The 20,766-nt window shown below is 44.7% G+C and carries 17 protein-coding genes; 7 read left to right on the top strand and 10 right to left on the bottom strand.

All coding sequences use genetic code 11. The annotated features are described in order from the left end of the window. Positions 1-5 precede the first annotated feature (5 nt). The gene (locus tag L0659_RS15540) at positions 6-608 is read left to right on the top strand and encodes a hypothetical protein (RefSeq protein ID WP_235127340.1); all 603 of its coding nucleotides are present in this window, start codon (positions 6-8) and stop codon (positions 606-608) included. Positions 609-717: 109 nt separating this feature from the next. Here the strand turns inward: L0659_RS15540 and L0659_RS15535 are convergent, their stop codons facing one another. The 3 genes from L0659_RS15535 to rpsU form a co-directional block, all read right to left on the bottom strand. Further along, a complete protein-coding gene (locus L0659_RS15535) occupies positions 718-3,303 on the bottom strand; it encodes a phosphoenolpyruvate carboxylase (protein ID WP_235127338.1) in 2,586 nt (861 codons plus the stop codon). Positions 3,304-3,369: 66 nt separating this feature from the next. After that, entirely contained in the window at positions 3,370-4,242 is an 873-nt protein-coding gene (locus L0659_RS15530) for a tyrosine-type recombinase/integrase (RefSeq protein ID WP_235127336.1), read from the bottom strand. A 105-nt stretch (positions 4,243-4,347) separates the two neighbouring features. After that, positions 4,348-4,542 (bottom strand): 30S ribosomal protein S21, encoded by a 195-nt coding sequence (rpsU, locus tag L0659_RS15525; RefSeq protein ID WP_026629542.1) that lies wholly within the window; start codon positions 4,540-4,542, stop codon positions 4,348-4,350. A 156-nt stretch (positions 4,543-4,698) separates the two neighbouring features. On the opposite strand from rpsU, the gene L0659_RS15520 reads away from it, so the two are divergent. From L0659_RS15520 to L0659_RS15500, 5 genes are all read left to right on the top strand, one after another. Then, a complete protein-coding gene (locus L0659_RS15520) occupies positions 4,699-5,634 on the top strand; it encodes a phosphatase (protein WP_235127332.1) in 936 nt (311 codons plus the stop codon). A 96-nt stretch (positions 5,635-5,730) separates the two neighbouring features. Further along, the gene (locus tag L0659_RS15515) at positions 5,731-8,310 is read left to right on the top strand and encodes a zinc-dependent metalloprotease (RefSeq protein ID WP_235127330.1); all 2,580 of its coding nucleotides are present in this window, start codon (positions 5,731-5,733) and stop codon (positions 8,308-8,310) included. Positions 8,311-8,318: 8 nt separating this feature from the next. Then, positions 8,319-9,011: a peptidoglycan DD-metalloendopeptidase family protein gene (locus L0659_RS15510; protein WP_235127328.1), complete on the top strand. Its 693-nt coding sequence runs from the start codon at positions 8,319-8,321 to the stop codon at positions 9,009-9,011. Positions 9,012-9,055: 44 nt separating this feature from the next. Next, positions 9,056-9,304 (top strand): DUF6364 family protein, encoded by a 249-nt coding sequence (locus tag L0659_RS15505; protein ID WP_235127326.1) that lies wholly within the window; start codon positions 9,056-9,058, stop codon positions 9,302-9,304. Next, positions 9,294-9,716, top strand: coding sequence for a PIN domain-containing protein (locus L0659_RS15500; protein WP_235127323.1), 423 nt, complete (start codon positions 9,294-9,296; stop codon positions 9,714-9,716). Before L0659_RS15505 ends, L0659_RS15500 begins: the two co-directional genes overlap by 11 nt. Here the strand turns inward: L0659_RS15500 and L0659_RS15495 are convergent. The 4 genes from L0659_RS15495 to L0659_RS15480 all read right to left on the bottom strand — a co-directional run bounded on the left by L0659_RS15495 (position 9,713) and on the right by L0659_RS15480 (position 15,534). Next, positions 9,713-10,945 carry an MFS transporter gene (locus L0659_RS15495; protein ID WP_235127322.1) on the bottom strand — a complete coding sequence of 411 codons (1,233 nt, stop codon included), beginning with the start codon at positions 10,943-10,945 and terminating at the stop codon, positions 9,713-9,715. The two genes, L0659_RS15500 and L0659_RS15495, sit on opposite strands and share 4 nt — an antisense overlap. A gap of 2 nt (positions 10,946-10,947) precedes the next feature. Next, positions 10,948-11,700: an SDR family NAD(P)-dependent oxidoreductase gene (locus L0659_RS15490; protein WP_235127321.1), complete on the bottom strand. Its 753-nt coding sequence runs from the start codon at positions 11,698-11,700 to the stop codon at positions 10,948-10,950. A gap of 43 nt (positions 11,701-11,743) precedes the next feature. Further along, positions 11,744-13,447: a S41 family peptidase gene (locus L0659_RS15485; protein WP_235127317.1), complete on the bottom strand. Its 1,704-nt coding sequence runs from the start codon at positions 13,445-13,447 to the stop codon at positions 11,744-11,746. Positions 13,448-13,584: 137 nt separating this feature from the next. Then, positions 13,585-15,534, bottom strand: a complete 1,950-nt coding sequence (locus L0659_RS15480) for an acetoacetate--CoA ligase (RefSeq protein WP_235127441.1) — start codon at positions 15,532-15,534, stop codon at positions 13,585-13,587. Positions 15,535-15,829: 295 nt separating this feature from the next. On the opposite strand from L0659_RS15480, the gene L0659_RS15475 reads away from it, so the two are divergent. After that, positions 15,830-17,524 (top strand): pseudouridine synthase, encoded by a 1,695-nt coding sequence (locus L0659_RS15475; protein WP_235127316.1) that lies wholly within the window; start codon positions 15,830-15,832, stop codon positions 17,522-17,524. Between the two features lie 78 nt (positions 17,525-17,602). Here L0659_RS15475 and L0659_RS15470 read toward each other — a convergent pair whose 3' ends face one another. The 3 genes from L0659_RS15470 to rnc form a co-directional block, all read right to left on the bottom strand. Further along, on the bottom strand, positions 17,603-19,138 hold the full coding sequence (locus tag L0659_RS15470) for a Do family serine endopeptidase (RefSeq protein WP_235127313.1): 1,536 nt from the start codon (positions 19,136-19,138) through the stop codon (positions 17,603-17,605). Between the two features lie 214 nt (positions 19,139-19,352). Continuing rightward, positions 19,353-19,784, bottom strand: a complete 432-nt coding sequence (locus L0659_RS15465) for an Hsp20/alpha crystallin family protein (RefSeq protein ID WP_235127306.1) — start codon at positions 19,782-19,784, stop codon at positions 19,353-19,355. Positions 19,785-20,015: 231 nt separating this feature from the next. After that, positions 20,016-20,762, bottom strand: a complete 747-nt coding sequence (gene rnc / locus L0659_RS15460) for a ribonuclease III (RefSeq protein ID WP_235127304.1) — start codon at positions 20,760-20,762, stop codon at positions 20,016-20,018. Positions 20,763-20,766 lie beyond the last annotated feature (4 nt).

Genomic DNA, 20,766 nt, shown 5'->3' with positions numbered 1-20,766 from the left:
GCGCCATGAAATCATTCAAAAGTTTAACTTTCTTTATTCTAATGATCGGAAGCAATGCTTGTGAGATTTACACTCCGTACAGAAACGCGGGAATGTCATGGGGATATTTTGAGGCTAATATGAGTGGAACAGAATGGAGCAAATTATATGACAATGCTTACCAGTCCGTCTACGCGGGAATCTCGGAAAATACTGATTCGCTCTGTTCCCGTAAAACCGCATATATGTTTTCGAATTCATTCGATTCGAATGGATATAAACAGCAAGTTCTGTTTTTTGATCAGATTCCGCTTAGCCAAGGAAAATATTTGCTGACCTCGGAGGAAAACGAATCTTGCATAGACAATGGTAAAGTACGTGCCAGACTTGATTCTGAAATTTATGATGATCAGCCGGGAGATACGTTCAAGATACTTCCAAAGAGTGAAAGTTATTTGCAGATCAATTCTTTAAACATGGCTACCGGTGAGATCTTCGGCGAGTTTAACTTTACGATGGTCGTGTGTGGCGTAAAAGATGATAGTAATCTACCTGACACCCTTCGCTTAACAAACGGCAAGTTTCACACAAAAATACTGGTGCATCCAAAAAGAAAACGACATCTCTGACGAACTGATTAATGACTGTCATCTGATATTGCAACAGGTTGGTTGAACCATCAAAAAAAATGCTCCCGACCAAAAGTGATCAGGAGCATTTAAATCATATTCTTAAAAACTAGGCCGAATTTCTCGCGGCGTTAATAATCCCAAACATGGCTCGCATGATGAGCTGGTTGTATGTTTCTACATCAACCGGAAGATTCTTGGGATCTTCTGCCAGCATTTGCAATGCATATTGCTGGATTGTGATCAATGGTAGGACGATCCGCTCACGCGTTTTGATGGAAACTTTGGTCACATTGTTGCTGTCAAGAAGCTCTTTTTGTCCGGAAACTTCAAGAAGCTGATCCCTTGTTAATAAAAACTCGTTGTACATTTTATCCCAAAACTCGGTGTAATCCGGTTCGTCACGCAGATATTTCGTGGCTGGGAAAAATGCTTTGGATAAGGACTGCATCGAATTTTCAATCAATGTCCTGAAAAACAATGATTTTTTATACAATTGCACGATAGTCTCTTTCTTACCGTCTTTCGACATTTGTTCAATCGCGGTTCCGAATCCGTAAAAACCCGGTACATTCTGCTTCATCTGCGCCCATGAACCCACAAATGGTATCGCACGCAAATCTTCGAATTTCAAACCTTCATCATCATTTCCACGCTTTGTAGGACGACTTCCAATGTTGGTTTGACCATAAAAACGCAATGGCGTCTTTTTATCCAGATATTTAACAAACATCGGATGGTTTTTGAGATCAAGATACGAGTCATAAGCCAATGATGCCATCTCTTCGATCAGCACTTTATCTTCCTCATTGAGCTCATCTTCAACGCGATTTCCTCTGAACAAGTGATTTTCAAGCCCTGCCGTAAACAACCTTTCCAGGTTATACATGGCAGTGGTTACTGTTCCATAATTGGAGCTAATTGTCTGCCCCTGAACTGTTAACTGAATCTCTTTATCTTCAATGTCCGTTCCTAGCGATGAATAAAAGTTGTGGTTATTCCCACCGCCGCGCGCAGGAGGCCCTCCACGACCGTCGAAGAATGTGACTTTAATGCCAAATTCACGGGATACTTTCGTCAATTCCTCTTTTGCACGGTAAATAGACCAGTTTGCACGCAAGTAACCGCCATCTTTTGTTCCATCAGAAAAGCCAACCATAATGGTTTGGTGATTCTCGCGGTTTTGCAGATGATTGCGATAAAACTCGTTTTGATACAATGTCCGCATGATTTCCGGCGCATTGGCCAGGTCATCCACCGTTTCAAAAAGCGGAACCACGTCCAGCGCAAGTTTTCCGCTTTCATCAGCAATGAGATTTTTAGCCAGCGCAACCACTTGCATTACATTCAATGCAGACGTGTTATTGCTGATGACGTAACGGTGAGCGCCTTTTTCACCATTCTGTGCCTGAATGGTTTTAATGGCACGGATCGAACCCAAAATGTCCTTGGTCAGCTCATCTTCGTAATCTTCATCCCGCAATGGAATGTTCAGCGAGAGTATCAAGTCGATTTTTTTAGCCTCATCCCAACCCTCGTAATCGCTATATTTTAATAAAGGAATCTTCTTTTCAAGCCTTTTTAGGATATCTTCCCAGGCTTTGCCATGCTTCCGGCTGTCCTGGCGCACGTCCAGACTTGCGAAGAAGAATCCAAAAATGTTCAGTTTAAGGATAAAATTGTCAAGCAGCTCTACAAAAAGGCCCTGATGCTTGGAAACCAAAACCTCTCGCGCTTTCAGGAATTCGTCGATTAATTCCTGCGCATTGGCATAACCCTCTTCAAACGGCCCGAAAATCGTGCTGTTCATCTTGCGTTCCGCCAAGCTGATCGCTTCGTCAACTCCTTTGAAAGTAAGTCGGCGCTTCAATTGTCTCAGATCACGATAGTAACCTCTCAGAAGTGTTTCGCGCAACCTTGCAGCAACTTGGAGTGTAATTTCCGGATTAACGAACGGATTTCCGTCGCGGTCGCCGCCTGGCCAGAAACCCAGTCGGTACACATTGGGATAAGGCCAATCGTGCACGCTCATGCCCAGGCCATTGATCAGTTTTTCGAGAATGGAAGGAATGGCGTCATAATATACATTTTCTAAAAACCAGCAAAGACTCACGGCTTCATCAAAAGGCGTGGGTTTCTCGTGGTTAATGAATGCTGTTTTACCTAGTTGCAGGAGGAGCTGGTTTACTTCCGTGAAGTCGTTTTCTTTGATCGCATCTTCCAGATCATTGATGATTCCCAGCACTTTACCCGAATAAAACTGCGTTGGGTGCGCGGTAAGCACGATCCTAACGCTGAAATCTTCGAGCTTGTTTAGCAGCTTTTTCCGGAGCTCATCATTATCCAGGCGGTCTGTCAAATAATTAACTGATCCTTTGCCCGTCAGGTCATGGGTTTGGTCAAATGCGGCATCTTCCACAGAGTCGAAAAGTACAACTTGTCGTTCAATGTACTGGATGAATGCAAAGAGCAGATCTGCCCTTTCCTTGGATGTGGCAGTTTCTAGTAATTCAGAAAAAAAGTGCTCTATGATCTCCCGGGGCGTCTTTCCTTCCTGAAATCCGATCTCACTTTGCTGCGTTAGTATGGGGAGTAACGATCCCGTCTGAAAAATACCGCGATAGGGCAAACTCAGAAAAAGACTATTAAATATATTGTACTTCGTTACAACCGCGTCCTGGAAACTGTTATTCATACTGGAGTGACAAAATTATATTCTGGAAACTGCAATCAAGGCAAATATACTTCTAAAAAATCGGTTTCAGGCTTTTGGATGGGCTTGCTGATGCGTTTTTTTGAGCTTTTCGATGGAGTTATGGGTGTAAATCTGCGTTGCAGCCAGATTCGCATGACCTAAAAGCTCCTTAATTGCATTCAGGTCCGCACCCCGATTGAGCAGATGTGTGGCATATGTATGGCGCAGCACGTGCGGGCTTTTTTGTGATAATGTGGTTACAGCAGACAGGTATTTTTCAACAGTTCGCTGTACAAATACCGGATAAACCGCTTTGCCTGAATTTGTTAAGATCAAACATTGCGTGTCCTCTTCCGGCGCCCGCAATGTCAGATATTGAAAAAGCAAATTTGCCAGAGATGTGGAAATAGGAACAACCCGCTCCTTCGACCTTTTCCCAATTACACGAATGGTCCTGGCGGGAAGATTAAGATCTTTTATTTCAAGCGACACAAGTTCCGAAAGCCGAATCCCGCTTCCGTATAACAACTCCATAATGGTGCGGTCACGGACACCCTCGAAATCCTCGGTGAAAGTTTCCGGCAAAAACAGCGTTTCCATGGATTTCTCTTCAACAAAGGCAGGCAGCTTTTTTCGCGTTTTAAGCGCCGAAAGAATTTTGGTAGGGTCTAGGGAAACAACCTTTTTCCTTTTCAAAAACCCATAAAATGTTCTGAGTGAAGCTATTTTACGATTAATAGACGATGGATTCATGCCTTCTTCCATCAAGCTCACAATCCAGGAGCGAAGCATGGGAGCCTTGGCCTCTTCCGGCTTATCCAGCTCATATTGAAATAAAAGATATTTCTGAAACTGGTCCAAATCCGTCTGGTAAGACTTAACGGTATGAACGCTGGCGCGTTTTTCGAATTTCAGAAAATCAATAAATGACGTAATCATATCAGCAACATACGAAAAAGGGCTGCCTTTAACAAGCAGCCCTTTCAACGTATGATATGGATATAATAATCCTGTCGAAATCTTTCAGAACACCATTTCCAGGAACTAGTCTTCTAAATGACCGTAAGTTTTTTCTTTGTATACGGCACGCAAAACTTCGAAACGACGTCTTACAGATGGTTTTTCGAAAGCAGTACGAGCACGAAGCTGGCGCATAGTACCAGTTCTTTCAAATTTCTTCTTGTAACGCTTAAGTGCGCGGTCAATCGATTCGTTGTCTTTAATGTTTATAATCAGCATGCTTATAAAATGTAATGTTCTTTGAATTGGTTTCTGAAATCGGACTGCAAAGAAAAGCTTTATCAAACAGAAAATCAAGAAATAAGTCATTATTATTAGGTTATTTTTGTGATCATTGCATTGAGGAAAAAGCTTTTAACCGATTAAACGCCCTATATGAGCTCGCGACTGGGAATTATTGACTTAGGAACAAACACTTTTCACCTGCTCATTGTAGATAAAAATGGAGATGCAGTCACCAATATTTTTCACGAAAGCAGGCCCGCCCGGATCGGCTTAGGGGGAATCAACCAAAAGATCATTACCCAGGAAGCATTGCAGCGTGCACTGAATGTCCTGACATACTTTCGGGAGAAGCTGGATGAATTTAATGTTCCTAAGGAGAAGACTTTCGCTTTTGGCACCAGCGCAATCCGGAATGCCGAAAATCAGGCAGAATTTTGTGCTGAAATCCTTTCCAACACAGGCATTCCTATTACAGTTATCGACGGAAACCGCGAAGCCGAATACATTTACAAAGGCGTCAGACGCGGTGCGGACCTTGGCGATTCACCGTCATTGATCATGGATATTGGCGGCGGAAGCGTGGAATTTATCATTGGCAACAAATCACAGATTTTCTGGAAACAGAGTTTCGAGATCGGCGGGCAGCGGCTGATGGAAAAATTCATGCGCAATGATCCGCTTTCGCAGGGCGACAGGAAAAATCTTTACAATTATTTTGAAGAACAACTGATTCCGCTGGCCAATGCAGTCCACCAGTATTCTCCCGATAAGCTGGTGGGATCTTCCGGGACATTCGACACGCTGGTGGACATTGACTTCCAGTTCCGCACGAATGAAAGGCCTCCCAAAAATCAAACCGATTTCCGGTTACCATTGGAAGAATTTTATAGGGCATATGCACTCATTCTCACCGGAAACCACCAAGAACGAATGCAAATCCCGGGCATGATCGAACTGCGTGTGGACATGATCGTAGTTGCCGTTTGCCTTATTGATTATGTACTTAAAAGCTACGGAATCAAGCAGATACAAATTTCAAGTTATGCATTAAAAGAAGGTGTCCTTGCCGAAATGCTGGCTGAGTAGGATTGCCAATAATTTTATATCCTCCCGTGATTAATTTGCATGTCCTATCGGGCAAACTTTTATTTTTGTAAGCAAGCAAAAACATAAACCAACTCTATGAGATTCATTCGTTTTTTCCTCTTTGCAGGGATCACATTTCTGTTTACCACAACCACTTACGCACAAAAAAAGAAGAAGAAAGAAAAACAGGAAGAGGTCAAGATAGACAAAGCGGTGGACGCGGTGGCCACGGCAGTGAAAGAAAAACTCAAAGACGACAAAAAAAAGGGCCCGAAGGCATTTAAAGACCTCATCGATACCAGCGCAGTAAATCAAAAAGGAATGATTTCTGTTCACAAAATGGACGAGAAATGGTATTTCGAGATCCCTGACTCCCTACTGGATAAAGATATTATGGCTGTAACCCGCTATGCGAAAACAGCAGCCGGCGGCGGAATTTTTGGCGGGGAAGAGGTCAACCGGCAGATGATCCGCTGGGAAAAAGGAATGGACCATAACTTGTTATTGCGCTCTGTAACAGTGGTTGTGGCGAGCCCCGACAGCACCAAGCCGATTTTCCAGGCAGTAAAAAACTCAAATTCCGATCCTATCATTGGTGTTTTTGAAATAAAGGCGGTTAAAAAAGAAACGGGTGCAAAATCTTCTGTAATTGATGTGACGGACTTCTTTAATGCTGATAACCAGGTGTTTTCGTTAAGTTCGGTGAGTAAGCAGCTTTTGAAATTGAGCTCTTTTAAAAAGGAAGCGTCTTATATCGAGAAAATAAGGTCATTTCCAATCAATACAGAAATCCGAACGGTTAAAACTTTTTCTGTAACGCCCCAACTGCTCTCTACTTCCCCTACCCCATCCATCGGTCAGTATTTACCTTCCGGGCTCGATGCGGGCGTTGTGACTATGGAAATGAACACTTCCTTAATCCTCCTGCCTGAAAAGCCGATGCGTAAAAGGATATTTGATAGTCGCGTGGGTTATTTTGCAAATCAATATGCCATTTTCGGAGAAGAGTCACAAAGATCTGATACAGAAGTCTTTGCCGTTAGGTGGCGACTGGAACCGAAGAATGCTGAAGATGCAAAAAAGCAACAGAATGGAGAATTAATCGAACCTAAAAAACCAATCGTTTACTACATTGACCCTGCCACACCTGAAAAATGGCGCAAATATCTGAAAGCAGGCGTAGACGACTGGCAGGAAGCATTCGAAAAAGCGGGCTGGAAAAATGCGATCCGCGGCGAATACTGGCCTGAAAACGACACGACGATGAGCCTCGAAGATGCGCGTTATTCGGTAATCCGTTACTTCGCGGCCGACATTCAGAACGCTTACGGGCCTAATGTGCATGATCCGAGAAGCGGCGAAATTCTGGAAAGTCACATTGGCTGGTATCACAATGTCATGCGTTTGCTGCGCAATTGGTACATTATCCAGGCGGGTGCGGTGGATCCAAAAGCGCGCACGAAAAAGTTTGATGACGAGCTCATGGGCCAGCTGGTGCGCTTTGTTTCCTCTCATGAAATCGGTCATACATTGGGATTAAGGCACAATATGGGTGCAAGTTCTGCCACGCCTGTTGAAAAACTGCGTGATAAGGAATGGATTGAAAAACATGGACACACGGCTTCTATCATGGATTACGCGCGATTCAATTACGTTGCCCAGCCAGAGGACAGCATTACCAATCTGTTTCCGCGAATTGGCGATTATGATAAATGGGCGATCCAATGGGGTTACACCAATTTTGCAGATGCCAAAGATGTAAAGGCTGAGAAACAGCTTTTAAATGCCATGACCAAAGAGGCTTACAAGGATTCCCGCCTGCATTTCGGGACGGAAATCAGCCCTTATGACCCGCGTTACCAGACGGAAGATCTAAGCGATAATGCCATGAAAGCTTCTGAATACGGCATTAAAAACCTAAAACGGATTCTTCCAAACCTGATCGAATGGAGCCGGGAAGATGGCGAAAGTTACAAGGAGCTCGATGAAATTTACAACAATGTTATCCAGCAATATCGCCGCTATCTTGGCCATGTGATGAAGAATGTAGGTGGGATTTACGATAATCCGACAACATATGATATGGAAGGTTCGACTTTTGAAACGGTGCCAAAGTCGACTCAGAAAGAAGCGGTTGCGTTCCTGAACAATCAGTTATTCAAAACACCGACATGGTTGTTGGACCAAAATATTTTAAGTAAAATCAAACCTGAAACTGGTGTTGAAGCGGTCAAAGCCTTGCAGGAATATGCATTAACGACGCTTTTCGCGGGCGATCGCGCGGTTAGGTTGATGGAAACTGGCATTTCGAGCAAAAATTACACATTGGACGATCTGTTTACAGATCTGGAAAGTGGAATTTGGTCGGAAACTAAGACGGGTAAAAGCATTGATCTGCACCGTAGAAATCTTCAAAAAGTGTATATCGAGAAATTGGTTGATTTGCTGAAACCGGGTAAGGCGAATGTTCAGTCTGTCCCTGTTGGCATTACTTATGGGTTTTCTACGCGGGTTGTTGAACTTGAAAAAACAGATTTGCCCTCTGTTGCACGGGCACATTTGGAAAGTCTGAAGGCAACATTGCAGCCCGCTATCGCGAAGTCAACAGATAAGATTACGAAATATCATTTGCAGGATGTTTTGCAGCGGATTAAAATGGCGCTGGATCCCAAATAGGACAACGAATGCCCACATCAATGCTGACACTTCAACAAATTCTCGAAAAACACGATGGCTTTGCACCAGTTATCAAGACTGCAAAGCCATTTAAAAAGCTTGATTTTTCCGCAACAAATGAAACCCTATTACAACGCGACTTATCTGAAACCTCCACTTTCTCGGATTTTGTTTTCAAAGAAATGTTGGAAGGAAACGCCTTCGTTGGAATTGGCGGCTACGCAGAAAACCGAATCATTTACCGGCAGCGCAAACATTTCAACAATGAAGCCGACCAACCCAGAAGCATTCATCTCGGAACGGACATTTGGGCAAATGCGGGAGAAGCCATCTATGCGCCGCTGGATGCAACAGTGCATAGTTTCGCATTCAACGATCATTACGGCGATTACGGGCCGACTGTTATCCTTGCTCACGCATTAGACAATGTCACATTCTACACGCTTTACGGACATTTGTCATTAGAGTCGCTTGAAGGCTTATTCATCGGAAAAAACATCGCAGCCCACGAAAAATTCGCAACCATAGGTTCCTACCCGGAAAACGGCGACTGGCCACCGCACCTGCATTTTCAGATTATCAAGGACATGGGCAATTACCAAGGAGACTTCCCCGGCGTAAGCAGCATTCAGGACCAGATTCACTATCTAAATCTCTGCCCCGATCCAAATTTGATTTTAAGGATTGCGGAAAACTTTTGAATCATTTATGCGCACGATTAGAAATTTATGCGCATATTCATGTTATGAAAGCTAGACTAAATATCACCATTGAGGACAATGTCCTGTCTCAGGTTAAGGCTTATGCTGCATCAAAACATATCAGCATTTCTCGAATTGTTGAGGATTATTTAAGAACCATTGCACGTAAATCTGAACAGAAAGAAAGTATTTTGGATTTAGTAGATGGCCTTGAAGTTCCTTCGCAAATAGATACCAAACAGGATTTAAAGAAGGCTTTTTACGAAGATCAATCTGAAAAATATGGCTTCTAAGGTTTTTCTTGACGCCAATATTTTATTGGATTTCTTACTTAAACGAGATGACTATCAAGATGCCAGACAACTGATTGAACAAATCGTTCATAAACAGCTGCAAGGTTTCATTACCCCAGCAATTGTACACATTCTGGGATACTGGCTAACCAAGGCATATGGAAAAGTCAAAGCAAAGGAGTTGATTTTATCGCTGATGAATGACCTGACCGTGATCGACTGCAATCATCAGACAACACTAAATGCCTTAAACTCAAAAATTGATGATATTGAAGACGCCCTTCAATATTACGCGGCCACCCAACATAAGCTGCATTTCTTTATTAGCAGGGATAAAAATTTACAGAAACATTCAGACAAAAATCTGCCAATTTTTAGTATAAAAGAATTTTTAGCCCTTCAAAAGAACTAACCCTTACTCCGCTCCAAATTGGGCAAGAATCCTGTTAGCAGTCCGATAAGCGGTAAGAATGAGCAGATCCAGAAAACGTATTCTATGCTGGTTTTATCTGCAACGCTGCCGAGAATGGCTGATCCGATTCCTGCGATGCCGAATGCGAAGCCGAAAAACAGGCCTGCGATCATGCCGACTTTTCCCGGAATAAGTTCTTGGGCATAGACCAGGATCGCGGAAAAGGCAGAGGAAAGAATAAGTCCGATAATGCAGCTTAATACGCCCGTCCAGAATAAATTGACATAAGGCAGCAGCAATGCGAACGGAGCCGCGCCCAATATGGATATCCAGATCACATATTTCCTGCCAATCCTGTCTCCAACCGGCCCGCCGATGAATGTTCCTGCGGCAACGGCAAACAAGAATGCAAAGAGATAAATCTGCGAATTCTGGATGGAAACACCGAACTTATCGATCAGGTAAAAGGTAAAATAGCTGGAAATACTGGCCATATAGATGTATTTCGAGAAAATCAAGAGCAGCAATATGGCAATAGCAAATGTAATTTTCCCGCTGGAAAGATGAGATGCGTTAGCTAACTTCACCGCCGATTTTTTCGCAACAACCACTTCCAAACTACGCTTATACCAGCCGCCGACCCAGGACAAAATGACAATCGCCAAAAGCGCAACCAGCGAAAACCAAATCACTTGAAAGCGTCCATACGGCAACAGAATCAATGCTGCAAGCAAAGGCCCCAGCGAGCTGCCCGCATTGCCGCCCACCTGAAACAGCGACTGCGCCATGCCATGCTTACCGCCCGAAGCCATACGCGCCACGCGGGAAGCCTCGGGATGAAAAACCGCCGAACCAACGCCTATCAATCCTACCGAAAGCAGAACCAGATTAAAACTATTCGCAAGAGACAGTGAAATCAGTCCCAGCAGTGTAAAGCACATTCCGACCGCCAGCGCAAAAGGTTGCGGCCGCTTGTCTGTAAAAGCACCAACGACCGGTTGCAGCACCGAAGCGCTCACCTGAAATGTGAATGTGATTAGCCCTATTTGTGTAAAACTCAATTGAAAAGATTCCTTAACCATCGGATAAATGGACGGGATTAAGGACTGCATTGTGTCATTCAGCAAATGACAGAAGCTTAACGCAAGCAAAATTGGGAAAACTGTTTGCGAAGTGTTTATTGCTGTCGTCGAGTCGACAGCAATGGGATTTTGTTCAATAGATTTCATGCTTACTTCCTGTGGATCGTCGTTGCGGCAGATTGTGCGGCAGCTAAAATGGTAATATCAGCGATTGTAACCCGGCCGGGGGCATTCACCGCGTAAAGAATGGCGTCGGCAACGTCTGATGCCTGCAATGGATCAAATCCTTCGTAAACTTTTTCGGCACGGCTTTCATCTCCCTTGAAACGAACCAGTGAAAATTCAGTTTCCACAGCACCAGGAGCAACATTCGTCACCTTAATGCCATGTTGCGTTAGATCCAGGCGCATTCCTTCACTTAAAACCTCAACCGCAGCCTTTGAAGCACAATAAACGGCGCCATTCACGTAAGTCTGCTTTCCTGCAATGGAGCTTATGTTGACAATGTGCCCTGCTCCTTTTTCAAGCATTAGCGGAATTACCGCTTTCGAAACGTACAGCAAACCTTTCACATTACCATCGATCATTGCATCCCAATCGTCCGTGTCACCCGCGTCCAATGACCCCATTCCATGTGCATTACCCGCATTATTAACCAGGATATCAATGTTTTTCCAATCATCGGGCAAAGACCCGATCATCGCCATGACGGCGCCTTTGTCGCGCACATCAAAAACCAGCGTGGTAACATTGACTTTTGCAGATAATTCAGCAGAAACTTCATCTAAACGCTCCTGGCGGCGGCCGCAAAGGATGAGATCAATTCCGGCTCCTGCAAATAACTCCGCAGTGGCCTTTCCAATTCCGGATGTGGCTCCGGTAATCAATGCAATTCGAGACATTATAAAATCAAATTCGTCAAAAGATGTGCGCTTCCGGGGATGCTCACTTTTTATTTTTGGGGATGTTCAAACTGCTAAACTTCCCTTTTTCCAACTGTGCAGCCTGGCTAAAAAGCTGAACTGCTTGCTGATAAACATTATCTGTGGGGTTCAGCACCTGGAAAATTTCGTTATTAAGTCCGCTTTTTTGCTTCCTACCCCAGACATATCGTCCGATTATCGCCTTGGTTTGCGAAGTAATGATGGGTTTCGAGAGTGTTAACTCTTTTTCATTTGGTTTAATTCCAGCCTTTGAAGCATCCTTCACCATTTCCGCGATCATCGCATCCGAAATCTGGAATGATGTCAGGAAGTCATTGAACGACTGTTTTTCAAGCTTTTTCTGATTGTCATTCGCGTAACGCAAGGCATATTCGCGGATAATGTTTTTGGAATACAACTCAAATAAATATTTGCTGTTCAGAAGCGTGTCTTTGGGAACAAAAATATCCGGTGTGATGCCGCCTCCGCCATAAACGATCCGGCCGCCATCGGTTTTGTAAACTTTACTTTTATCAAATTTAATGCTGTCCGCGCTGAACAATTCGCCGCTTTCATAACGATGCGAAAGGTCCTGGCTATAATCCTCGCCTTTGCCCAGCTCATATGGTTTTTGAATGCTCCGGCCGCTCGGGGTAAAATATCTGGAAATGGTAAGCCGAAGTTCCGATGCGTCCGAAAGCTTGATCGGCATTTGAACCAACCCTTTTCCATAAGACCGTCTTCCAACAACCAATGCACGGTCGTGATCCTGCAATGCGCCCGCTAGAATTTCAGATGCCGACGCGCTTCCTTCATCCACCAGCACGATCAATGGCCCCTGCTCGAACATTCCATCGATGTGTGAGCGGGTTTTTCTGTCAAAACGGCTATCCTTGCCTTCCGTGTAAACTAGAAGCTTGTCGCCCGCGATGAACTCATCAGCCATACTCGTTGCACGCTCCATATAGCCGCCGGGATTGCCCCTTAAATCAAGAATCAGGTTTTTTAAACCATTGGCTTTCAGTGTTTTCAATGCTGATTTAAATTCATCATAAGTGGTTTCCGAGAAACGGCTCACTTTAATGTAGCCAATCTCCTGATCGACCATGTAAGATGCGTCAACCGAGTATGTCGGGATGCGATCACGGACAACGGCAAAGTTCATTTTTTCATTTGAACCAACTCTTTCTATCGCAAGATCAACCTTAGTGCCTCTTTTTCCGCGTAATAGCTTATAAACCTGCGCATTTGTAACACCAGGACCTGATAAGTTTTCTTTATTAACAGAAATAATCCGGTCACCGCTCTGGATTCCTGCTGCTTCCGAAGGGCCACCGCTCAATGGCGTTACCACGTAAACGGTGTCATTATAAATGTTGAATTCCACACCAATGCCATCAAATCCTGAATCCAGCTGCGACCTTGCGGCGGTTGCTTCATCCGTATTGAAATAGGCCGTGTGCGGATCCAGCTTTTCAAGCATTTTTGAGATCGAGAAATCTACAAGCTCCTCAGTATTAACCGAATCGACGTAATTATTTTCGACGAGCATCAGCACCTCGCGATATTTGGCATAACCCTTCGCTACGTCGGAAAGCTTGCGGCCCCCGCTAAAAAAAGTGCTTCCCAGCAGCACACCAGCAGCCAATGTAATGGCTATAATGATAGGCAGGCGAACCACAGAACGGGAATTATGAATCGGGTTAGGAGATTTTTGTTGATTCATGCCAATAAAATTTTTGAAAGCGTTGTATGAATGCCGGTTGCAGTTGGCACATTTCTCTAACGTGAAGTAAGCGATTTTGGTTGCCTAAAGCAAGTCGATCAGCGGTGATTCCTAACATATTAATCCAAGTTCCGCCCTCAAACAAATGCCTTTAAAGACTCCGGATTGCGCATTGTCTCGGGATTAATGCATTTCGCCGGATCCTGTCCCATCAAAATCCGCTTCATAGGTGCTTCCATTTTCTTCCCGTTGATCGTATAGGGAATGTCGCTAACCTGTTCTATCGTATCCGGGACGTGGCGGGGGCTGTACTCGCTTCGCAAAACATCCTTAATGCGCTGTTTCAGCTCATCTGTCAGGATTTTGTCTTTGCTTAGAACCACAAAAAGCGAAATCGTCCCATCGCCGTTCGCCTTTTCGAGATAAACCGCAAGGCTGTCTTTTACATCCGGAATGCTTTCAACGGCCCGGTAAATTTCCGCAGTGCCGATCCGGACGCCGCCTCTGTTCAATGTTGCATCTGAACGCCCATAAATGATGACCGAATTGCGGTTGGTAACCTTGATCCAGTCGCCGTGGCGCCAGATGTTGGGATACATTTCGAAATAGCTGCTGATGTATTTCTCATCATCTTCATCATTCCAAAAATAAATGGGCATGGAAGGCATGGGCTGCGTGATCACCATTTCGCCAAGCTCGTCGATCAGTGGTTTTCCATCCTCACTATATGCCTCGATCCGGCAGCCAAGCATGCGACATTGAATTTCGCCGGGATACACGGGCAAAATCGGGCAGCCGCCTACAAATGCACTGCAAACGTCCGTTCCACCGCTAAGCGAAATGAGCCAGACATCTTTTTTTACATATTTATAAATCCATTCGTAAGCCTCGGGCGGCAGTGGCGAACCTGTGGAGCCAATGGTTTCCAAGGCATTAAGACTTTCGGAAGTAATGCTAACGCCCGCCTTCATAGAAGCGTTAAAATAAGCCGCGCCGCTTCCGAAATGCGTGATTTTCGCCTTTTCAGCCAAAGTCCAGAGCACTTGTGACGATGGAAAAGCAGGCGCTCCATCATATAGCACGAGCGTTGCGCCGCATAGCAGCGATCCCAATGCATAATTCCACATCATCCATCCAGTGGTTGAATACCAGAAATAACGATCGCCTGGTTTTACATTCTGATGCAGGATCAATGCTTTATGATGTTCGATCAAACAGCCTCCAACGCTGTGTGTAATGGCTTTTGGTTTGGCCGTTGTTCCCGATGAATAAAGGATCCAGATCGGGTGGTCAAAGGAAAGCGGTTCGAAGTCAATGCCGAAATTTTCGAGATGCAGGATATCTTCCCAGGAAGTAAGCCTTTCCGGGCGGATCTCAGCATTAATATTATTAACTAAAATCGTGTCTTTAACACTTGGTAATGTATAAGATAGCTCCTGTGCGAATGATGTAATGTCGTAAGTTTTCCCATTGTAAACATAACCGTCCGCGACAAAAAGCACTTTTGGCTCGATCTGTGCAAAACGGTCTGTAATGGCTGTTTTACCAAAATCCGGTGAACACGACGACCACACTGCACCCACAGCATTGGTTGCAAGAAATGCTACGACTGCCTGCGGAATGTTAGGCAAAATAGCAGCAACACGGTCGCCCGGACGCACCCCGCGCTGTTTGAGCCATGCGGCCACAGCGGCAACTTCCGTTTCAAGCGTTTCCCAGGAAATTTCGGTTAAAGGAGATTGTTCTGACTGAAAAAGAATGGCTGGCCGATCCTTTGTTTTGTTTCTGAAAACGTGCTCAGCGTAGTTGAGCTTGGAACGTGTAAACCATTTTGTGCCGATCATCCCATGCTTCGGCCTTTGCAAAACTTCCAGGTAAAGGTCATGGGATTTTATATTAAAGTAAAGCCACAAACTCTCCCAGAAATCTTCCAGATCCGTCACCGACCAATCCCAAAGATCATGGTAGGAGCGGAAATAAAGGCCTCTTTTTACAAAAAGCCAATCCATATATTTTTTGAGATTGGATTGCTCCAGAAGCGTTCTTCCTGGTTTCCATAGCGGTTGAGGCTGGACGTCCGTAGGCATATTTACATCTTTATAAGTGAAGGTTAGGTTATGGAAAAAGGCCTTTTTCATTGCATTTAACCAATAGTACTAATAAACGTTCGGTTACCAAAAATGGCATAAACCGAAGTGAAAATATTTACTTAAAAATTTCCTGTATCTTTGCAGACTTAATTAAAACACTTAGTACTCTGATCATCAGATACGTTGATTAGCGGGTTTTAGTGGCATCTTTGAAATACAGACTGCAAAACCGCTGTCAGTACACGGCAAATAGTAAGAGGAAACAAATTCCAGTAGTGATACTGCATTCCTAATGAGAAAAAGAACATCAACACCTTCGAAGGCGCCAAGAGCTTCGCAGCCTTCGACCGGCGGACAGAAAACTTTCCGCAAATCCAGTGACGGCGCAGGCCATCCATTCAAAAAGGTTCGCCCTGAGGCCGAAAGCCGTTTCAGTAAACCAAGCATCAAAAAATCAAGCTTACGCACTGCTTCCGGCAACGGAGATAATGCAGGACAAAAAGCACGTCCCAGCTTTGACCACGAAAAAGGATCAGGCGACAGATCAAGCTTCAATAAGCCGGGCTTTGCCAAGCCGGGCTTCGATAAGCCGAGATTTGATAAGCCGCGTTTTGACAAACCTTCATTTAAATCTGGTTTTGACAAGCCGGGCTTCCCTAAAAAAGAAGGCGGTTTCCGTAGCCCCGCTGACAAAAAGGATTTTGGACAAAGAGAGCGTTCATCCGGCGACAGAGAATTCAAACCTCGTTTTGACAGACAGGCACGCGAAGGGGACCGACCTCGGTTTGAAAAAAGAGGCGATGACCGTCCTGCGCAATCCGGAGATTCCCGCCCATTCCGTTCAAGAGAAGAATCAGGACCGAGAGAAAGGCCGACCGGCGACAGGGAATTCAAACCTCGTTTTGAAAGGCGCGAAGGCGAAAGACCAACTGGTGACAGAGAATTCAAACCGCGTGCTGAAAGACCAACCGGCGACAGAGAGTTTAAGCCGCGTACCGAAAGACCTGCACGTGACGGCGAGAGACGCGATTCGAGACCATCGGGCGACCGTCCATTCAACCGTCCCAGCAGAGACGGTAAGCCGGAATTTAAAAAAAAAGATGAAACCGCGAATGTAGAGCGTGATTTCGAAAACTCTGCCCGTAACGAAAATACCGAGCAAGCCGAAGATCGCAGTGGATTAGACAGAAGAGTGGGCCGATTTGAAAGTGCTCCACGCTACAATTTGTCCAGCTACGAAAAGAAGAATGCTCCAAAACGCAAGGAAAAAGAAGAATCCGCGCTTATTCGTCTGAACAGATACATTTCAAATGCAGGCATCTGCTCGCGTCGCGAGGCAGATGACCTTATTGCTTCGGGCCAGATTTCTGTGAATGGTAAAACAATTACAGAAATGGGTTATAAAGTATTGCCGACCGACGTTGTAAAATACGGCAAAAAGGCACTGAACCCGGAGAAAATGGTTTATATATTAATCAATAAACCAAAGGATTACATTACGACAACCGACGATCCGGAAGAGCGCAAAACTGTGCTCGACTTAATCCAGGGTGCTTGTAATGAGCGCGTTTACCCGGTAGGCCGTCTGGACAGAAACACAACTGGTTTATTGCTTTTAACAAATGATGGCGAACTGGCTGTAAAGCTGACGCACCCATCAGGCGGGATCAAGAAAATTTATCAGGCAGAATTGGATAAGCCTATCACAACGGAGGACTTTGAAAGCCTGCAACACGGTTTGGAACTGGAAGACGGGTTTATCCGCCCTGACGAAGTTGGCATCGTTACGCCGGACGCTATGGTGGTAGGGCTCGAAATTCACAGCGGCCGCAACCGCATCGTTCGCCGGATGTTTGAACATTTGGGTTACGAAGTTCAAAAGCTGGACCGCACGGTTTTCGCGGGCTTGAATAAGAAAGATCTTCCGCGTGGAAAATGGAGATTTTTAAGTGAAAAAGAGGTGGTGAAGCTGAAATTCATGCTTTAAGATTTTTTGAAATACAACAAAAAGAAAACCGGCTGCTACGATAAACGTAACAGCCGGTTTCTTTTTTGAACCTATATATTACAAACGGAATCCGAATGAATAAACGTCATATGGAGCATCAGGATAAAGGCCTTCAAACTGCACCATTGACTCTTCCTTGCCGGCAATCGCGGCCTGGAATTCTTTTACAGAACGCACTGGCTTACCATTTACTTTGGTAATGATAAAACCTTCTTCCACCTGAGAGCGGGCGAATTTACCACCGTCGATCGAGACCACTTTCACACCGCCGTCCAGCTTGTAACGAGACAAACGTTGTTTTTCCTGGTCGCTAAGGTTACCGAATTGGGCACCCAAAGCATTCATGATTGCAGCTGACTCGTCACGTTTCAAAATATCAGAACCACCGGTGCGGTTACGCAATGTGATGTCGAGTTCTTTTTCTTTGCCGTCACGGTTTACAGTCAGGCTCACTTTATCGCCAGGCTTATGCAAGCCGATTGATTGTTGCAATTCAGGGATCGAGTGAATGTTCACACCGTCCACTTTCACAATCACGTCGCCTTTATTTACACCACCTGCTTTCGCAGCGCTGTTTTCAGTGAATTCGCGCACATATACACCGTCATTCACTTTCACACCGTATTCTTCCGCTTTTCTGCTATCCAGATCGTCCAGGGCAATGCCCAGGTAACCGCGCTGCACATTACCGAATTTGATCAGATCACTTGAAACTTTCTTCACGATGCTTGAAGGCACCGCAAATGCATAACCTGCAAAGCTTCCTGTTGGGCTGGCAATTGCGGTGTTGATACCGATCAGTTCACCTTTCAGGTTTACCAATGCACCACCACTGTTTCCAGGGTTCACAACTGCATCCGTTTGGATGAATGATTCAAGAGGAGAATCCACAGACGCTGCTGAGGCCGGCGTAACACCGCGACCGCGTCTTGACTGGCCAATGATACCCAATCCACGTCCTTTCGCACTTACAATACCAGCTGTTACAGTCGATTCAAGGTTGAACGGGTTACCCACAGCCACAACCCACTCTCCTACTTTCACCGCATCCGAATTACCCAGTGTTACCGCTGGCAATTCCTTAGCTTCCACCTTAATGACCGCAATGTCCGTAGATGGGTCCGTTCCGATCACTTTTGCTCTGAACTTGCTTTTGTTATGCAGCGTGACTTCCAATTCCTGAGCACCTTCCACCACGTGGTTATTGGTAACAATGTATCCGTCTGAGGAAATGATCACACCTGAACCAGATGCTTCCTGCGACTGAGGACCGCGTGAGCCGCCTTCAAATTCATCTCCGAAAAAGTCCCGGAAAATATCAGGAATCTGCTGACCACCGCCACGCGAAGCCTGGCGCGTCATGGTAGACTTGATGTGAACTACCGTTGGCGTTGTAGCCTCAGCAGCATAAACGAAGTCCCCGGGTGCGCCCACCGGTGTGCCCGTTGACGTGAAACGCGTGATCGACTCCGCAGGAGCCTCCTTAAAAATTACATCTTTACCATCGTTATCACTAAATAGTTTGAAGCCGGCAAGAGTTGATGCGCTCGAAATCAACCCAACCAACACTAAACCTTTCCAATTTGTTTTCATATAAATTTGTTGGGGTTTTATTTTATGAATGAATAACGCAAAGCATTTACTAAATTATCCCCACAGAGGGCTCATTTAACATAATTTAACAAAGATATTTCAATTAATAATCCACTAAAATACCCTGCCAATCAACTAACAATTTATCGCCTGCTTTGTTCACAAAAAAGGCGTTATTAATTAAAATAACGCCTTCCTATGCTTAGAAATAAGATTAAGCGATGTCGATCGTACGAGCAGGCTTTTCTTTTGCTTCTTCACGTTTCGGCAATGCAATGCTCAATATGCCATCTGCATAATTGGCTTCAATTTTATCGCCATCGATTGAGTTTGGCAAAGTAAAAGTGCGCTGGAAAGAAGAATACTTGAACTCCCTCCGTGTGTATTTATCGCTTGCTTCTTCCTCTTTTTGTTCCTTTTGTGCCGAAATCGTCAGTTGATTTTTTTCAAGGTTCAATTTAAAATCTGGTTTCTGCAAGCCGGGGGCAGCCACTTCAATCCTGAAACCTTCTTTGTTCTCAACAACATTTACAGCTGGAACGCTTCCGGAAAATGCTGGATTAGCAAGTTCGTTAAAAAGGTCTTTGCCAAAGAATCCGTTTACGTAAGATGGATTTGCGAAATGGGTTTTTACTAATGTGCTCATTGTTATAAAATTTTAATGGTCTGTTTAAATTTTGAAAACCTATCCGGTATGATGGCTTATTATCAATACTTGTACCGAGCTGAAAAAAGTAAAATAAACATGACATAATGTCTGCTAATTCAAAATAAATCGAAAGTACGCGACATAATGTCCGATTTTATTCAATAGAATGAGACAAAATGGTATGACAACCTGAAATGCCGGCTGCTTTAAGCAAAGAAGTAAGTTTAGTTATTTAAGATCGAGCAATGCGCAAGCCTGTTCGGAGGCAGATTGCTCGGCTTTTTTCTTGGTGAAACCGTTGCCTTGTGCGAAAGGCTCGTCGTTTACCAATATTTGGGAGATAAATTCACGGTGATGCCGTGTGCCGCGTTCTTCCAGGATTTCGAAACGAATTTCCTTGCCTTCGCGCTGCGCCCATTCAATGATGAGGCTTTTGAAGTTAGCATTGTTCTGGATAATGCTATCCAGGTCGTAATGTGTAATCAGCTTGCTGATAATGAATGTCCGTGTGAAACGGAAACCCTTATCCAGATAAATCGCGCCTACAAATGCTTCAAGCGCATCGCCGTACATGGAAGATCGGGGTGACATTCCGCGGCGGTTGCCATCGTATTCGATCAGGCGATCAAGGCCGAGCTTTTTTGAGATTTGATTTAATGATTCCCGATTTACAATACGCGAGCGGATTTCTGTAAGGAAACCTTCGTCTTTGTAGGGATATTTTGTGAAGAGAAATTCGGCAACCACCATTCCTAAAACTGCGTCACCCAAGTATTCCAGCCGCTCATTAGACTCACGAAATCCTTTGATTGCAGTTTCCCTGGACGCAGATGTATGCCGGAAAGCAAGTTGGTACACGCCCAAATTTGAAGGCCGGTCGCCAATTACATGAGCAATCGATTCCTTAAATTTTTTATCCTCAGCACTTCCGGTTCTGAAAAGAGAGAGTATCGGTATAAGAATTCGCTTTGCCAAGTGT

The sequence above is a fragment of the Dyadobacter sp. CY347 genome, from assembly GCF_021502655.1.
In the GTDB taxonomy this organism is placed as follows: Bacteria; Bacteroidota; Bacteroidia; order Cytophagales; family Spirosomataceae; genus Dyadobacter.
The sequence above is the reverse complement of the archived record's forward strand: the minus strand, read 5'-3'. Positions and strand labels throughout refer to the sequence as shown.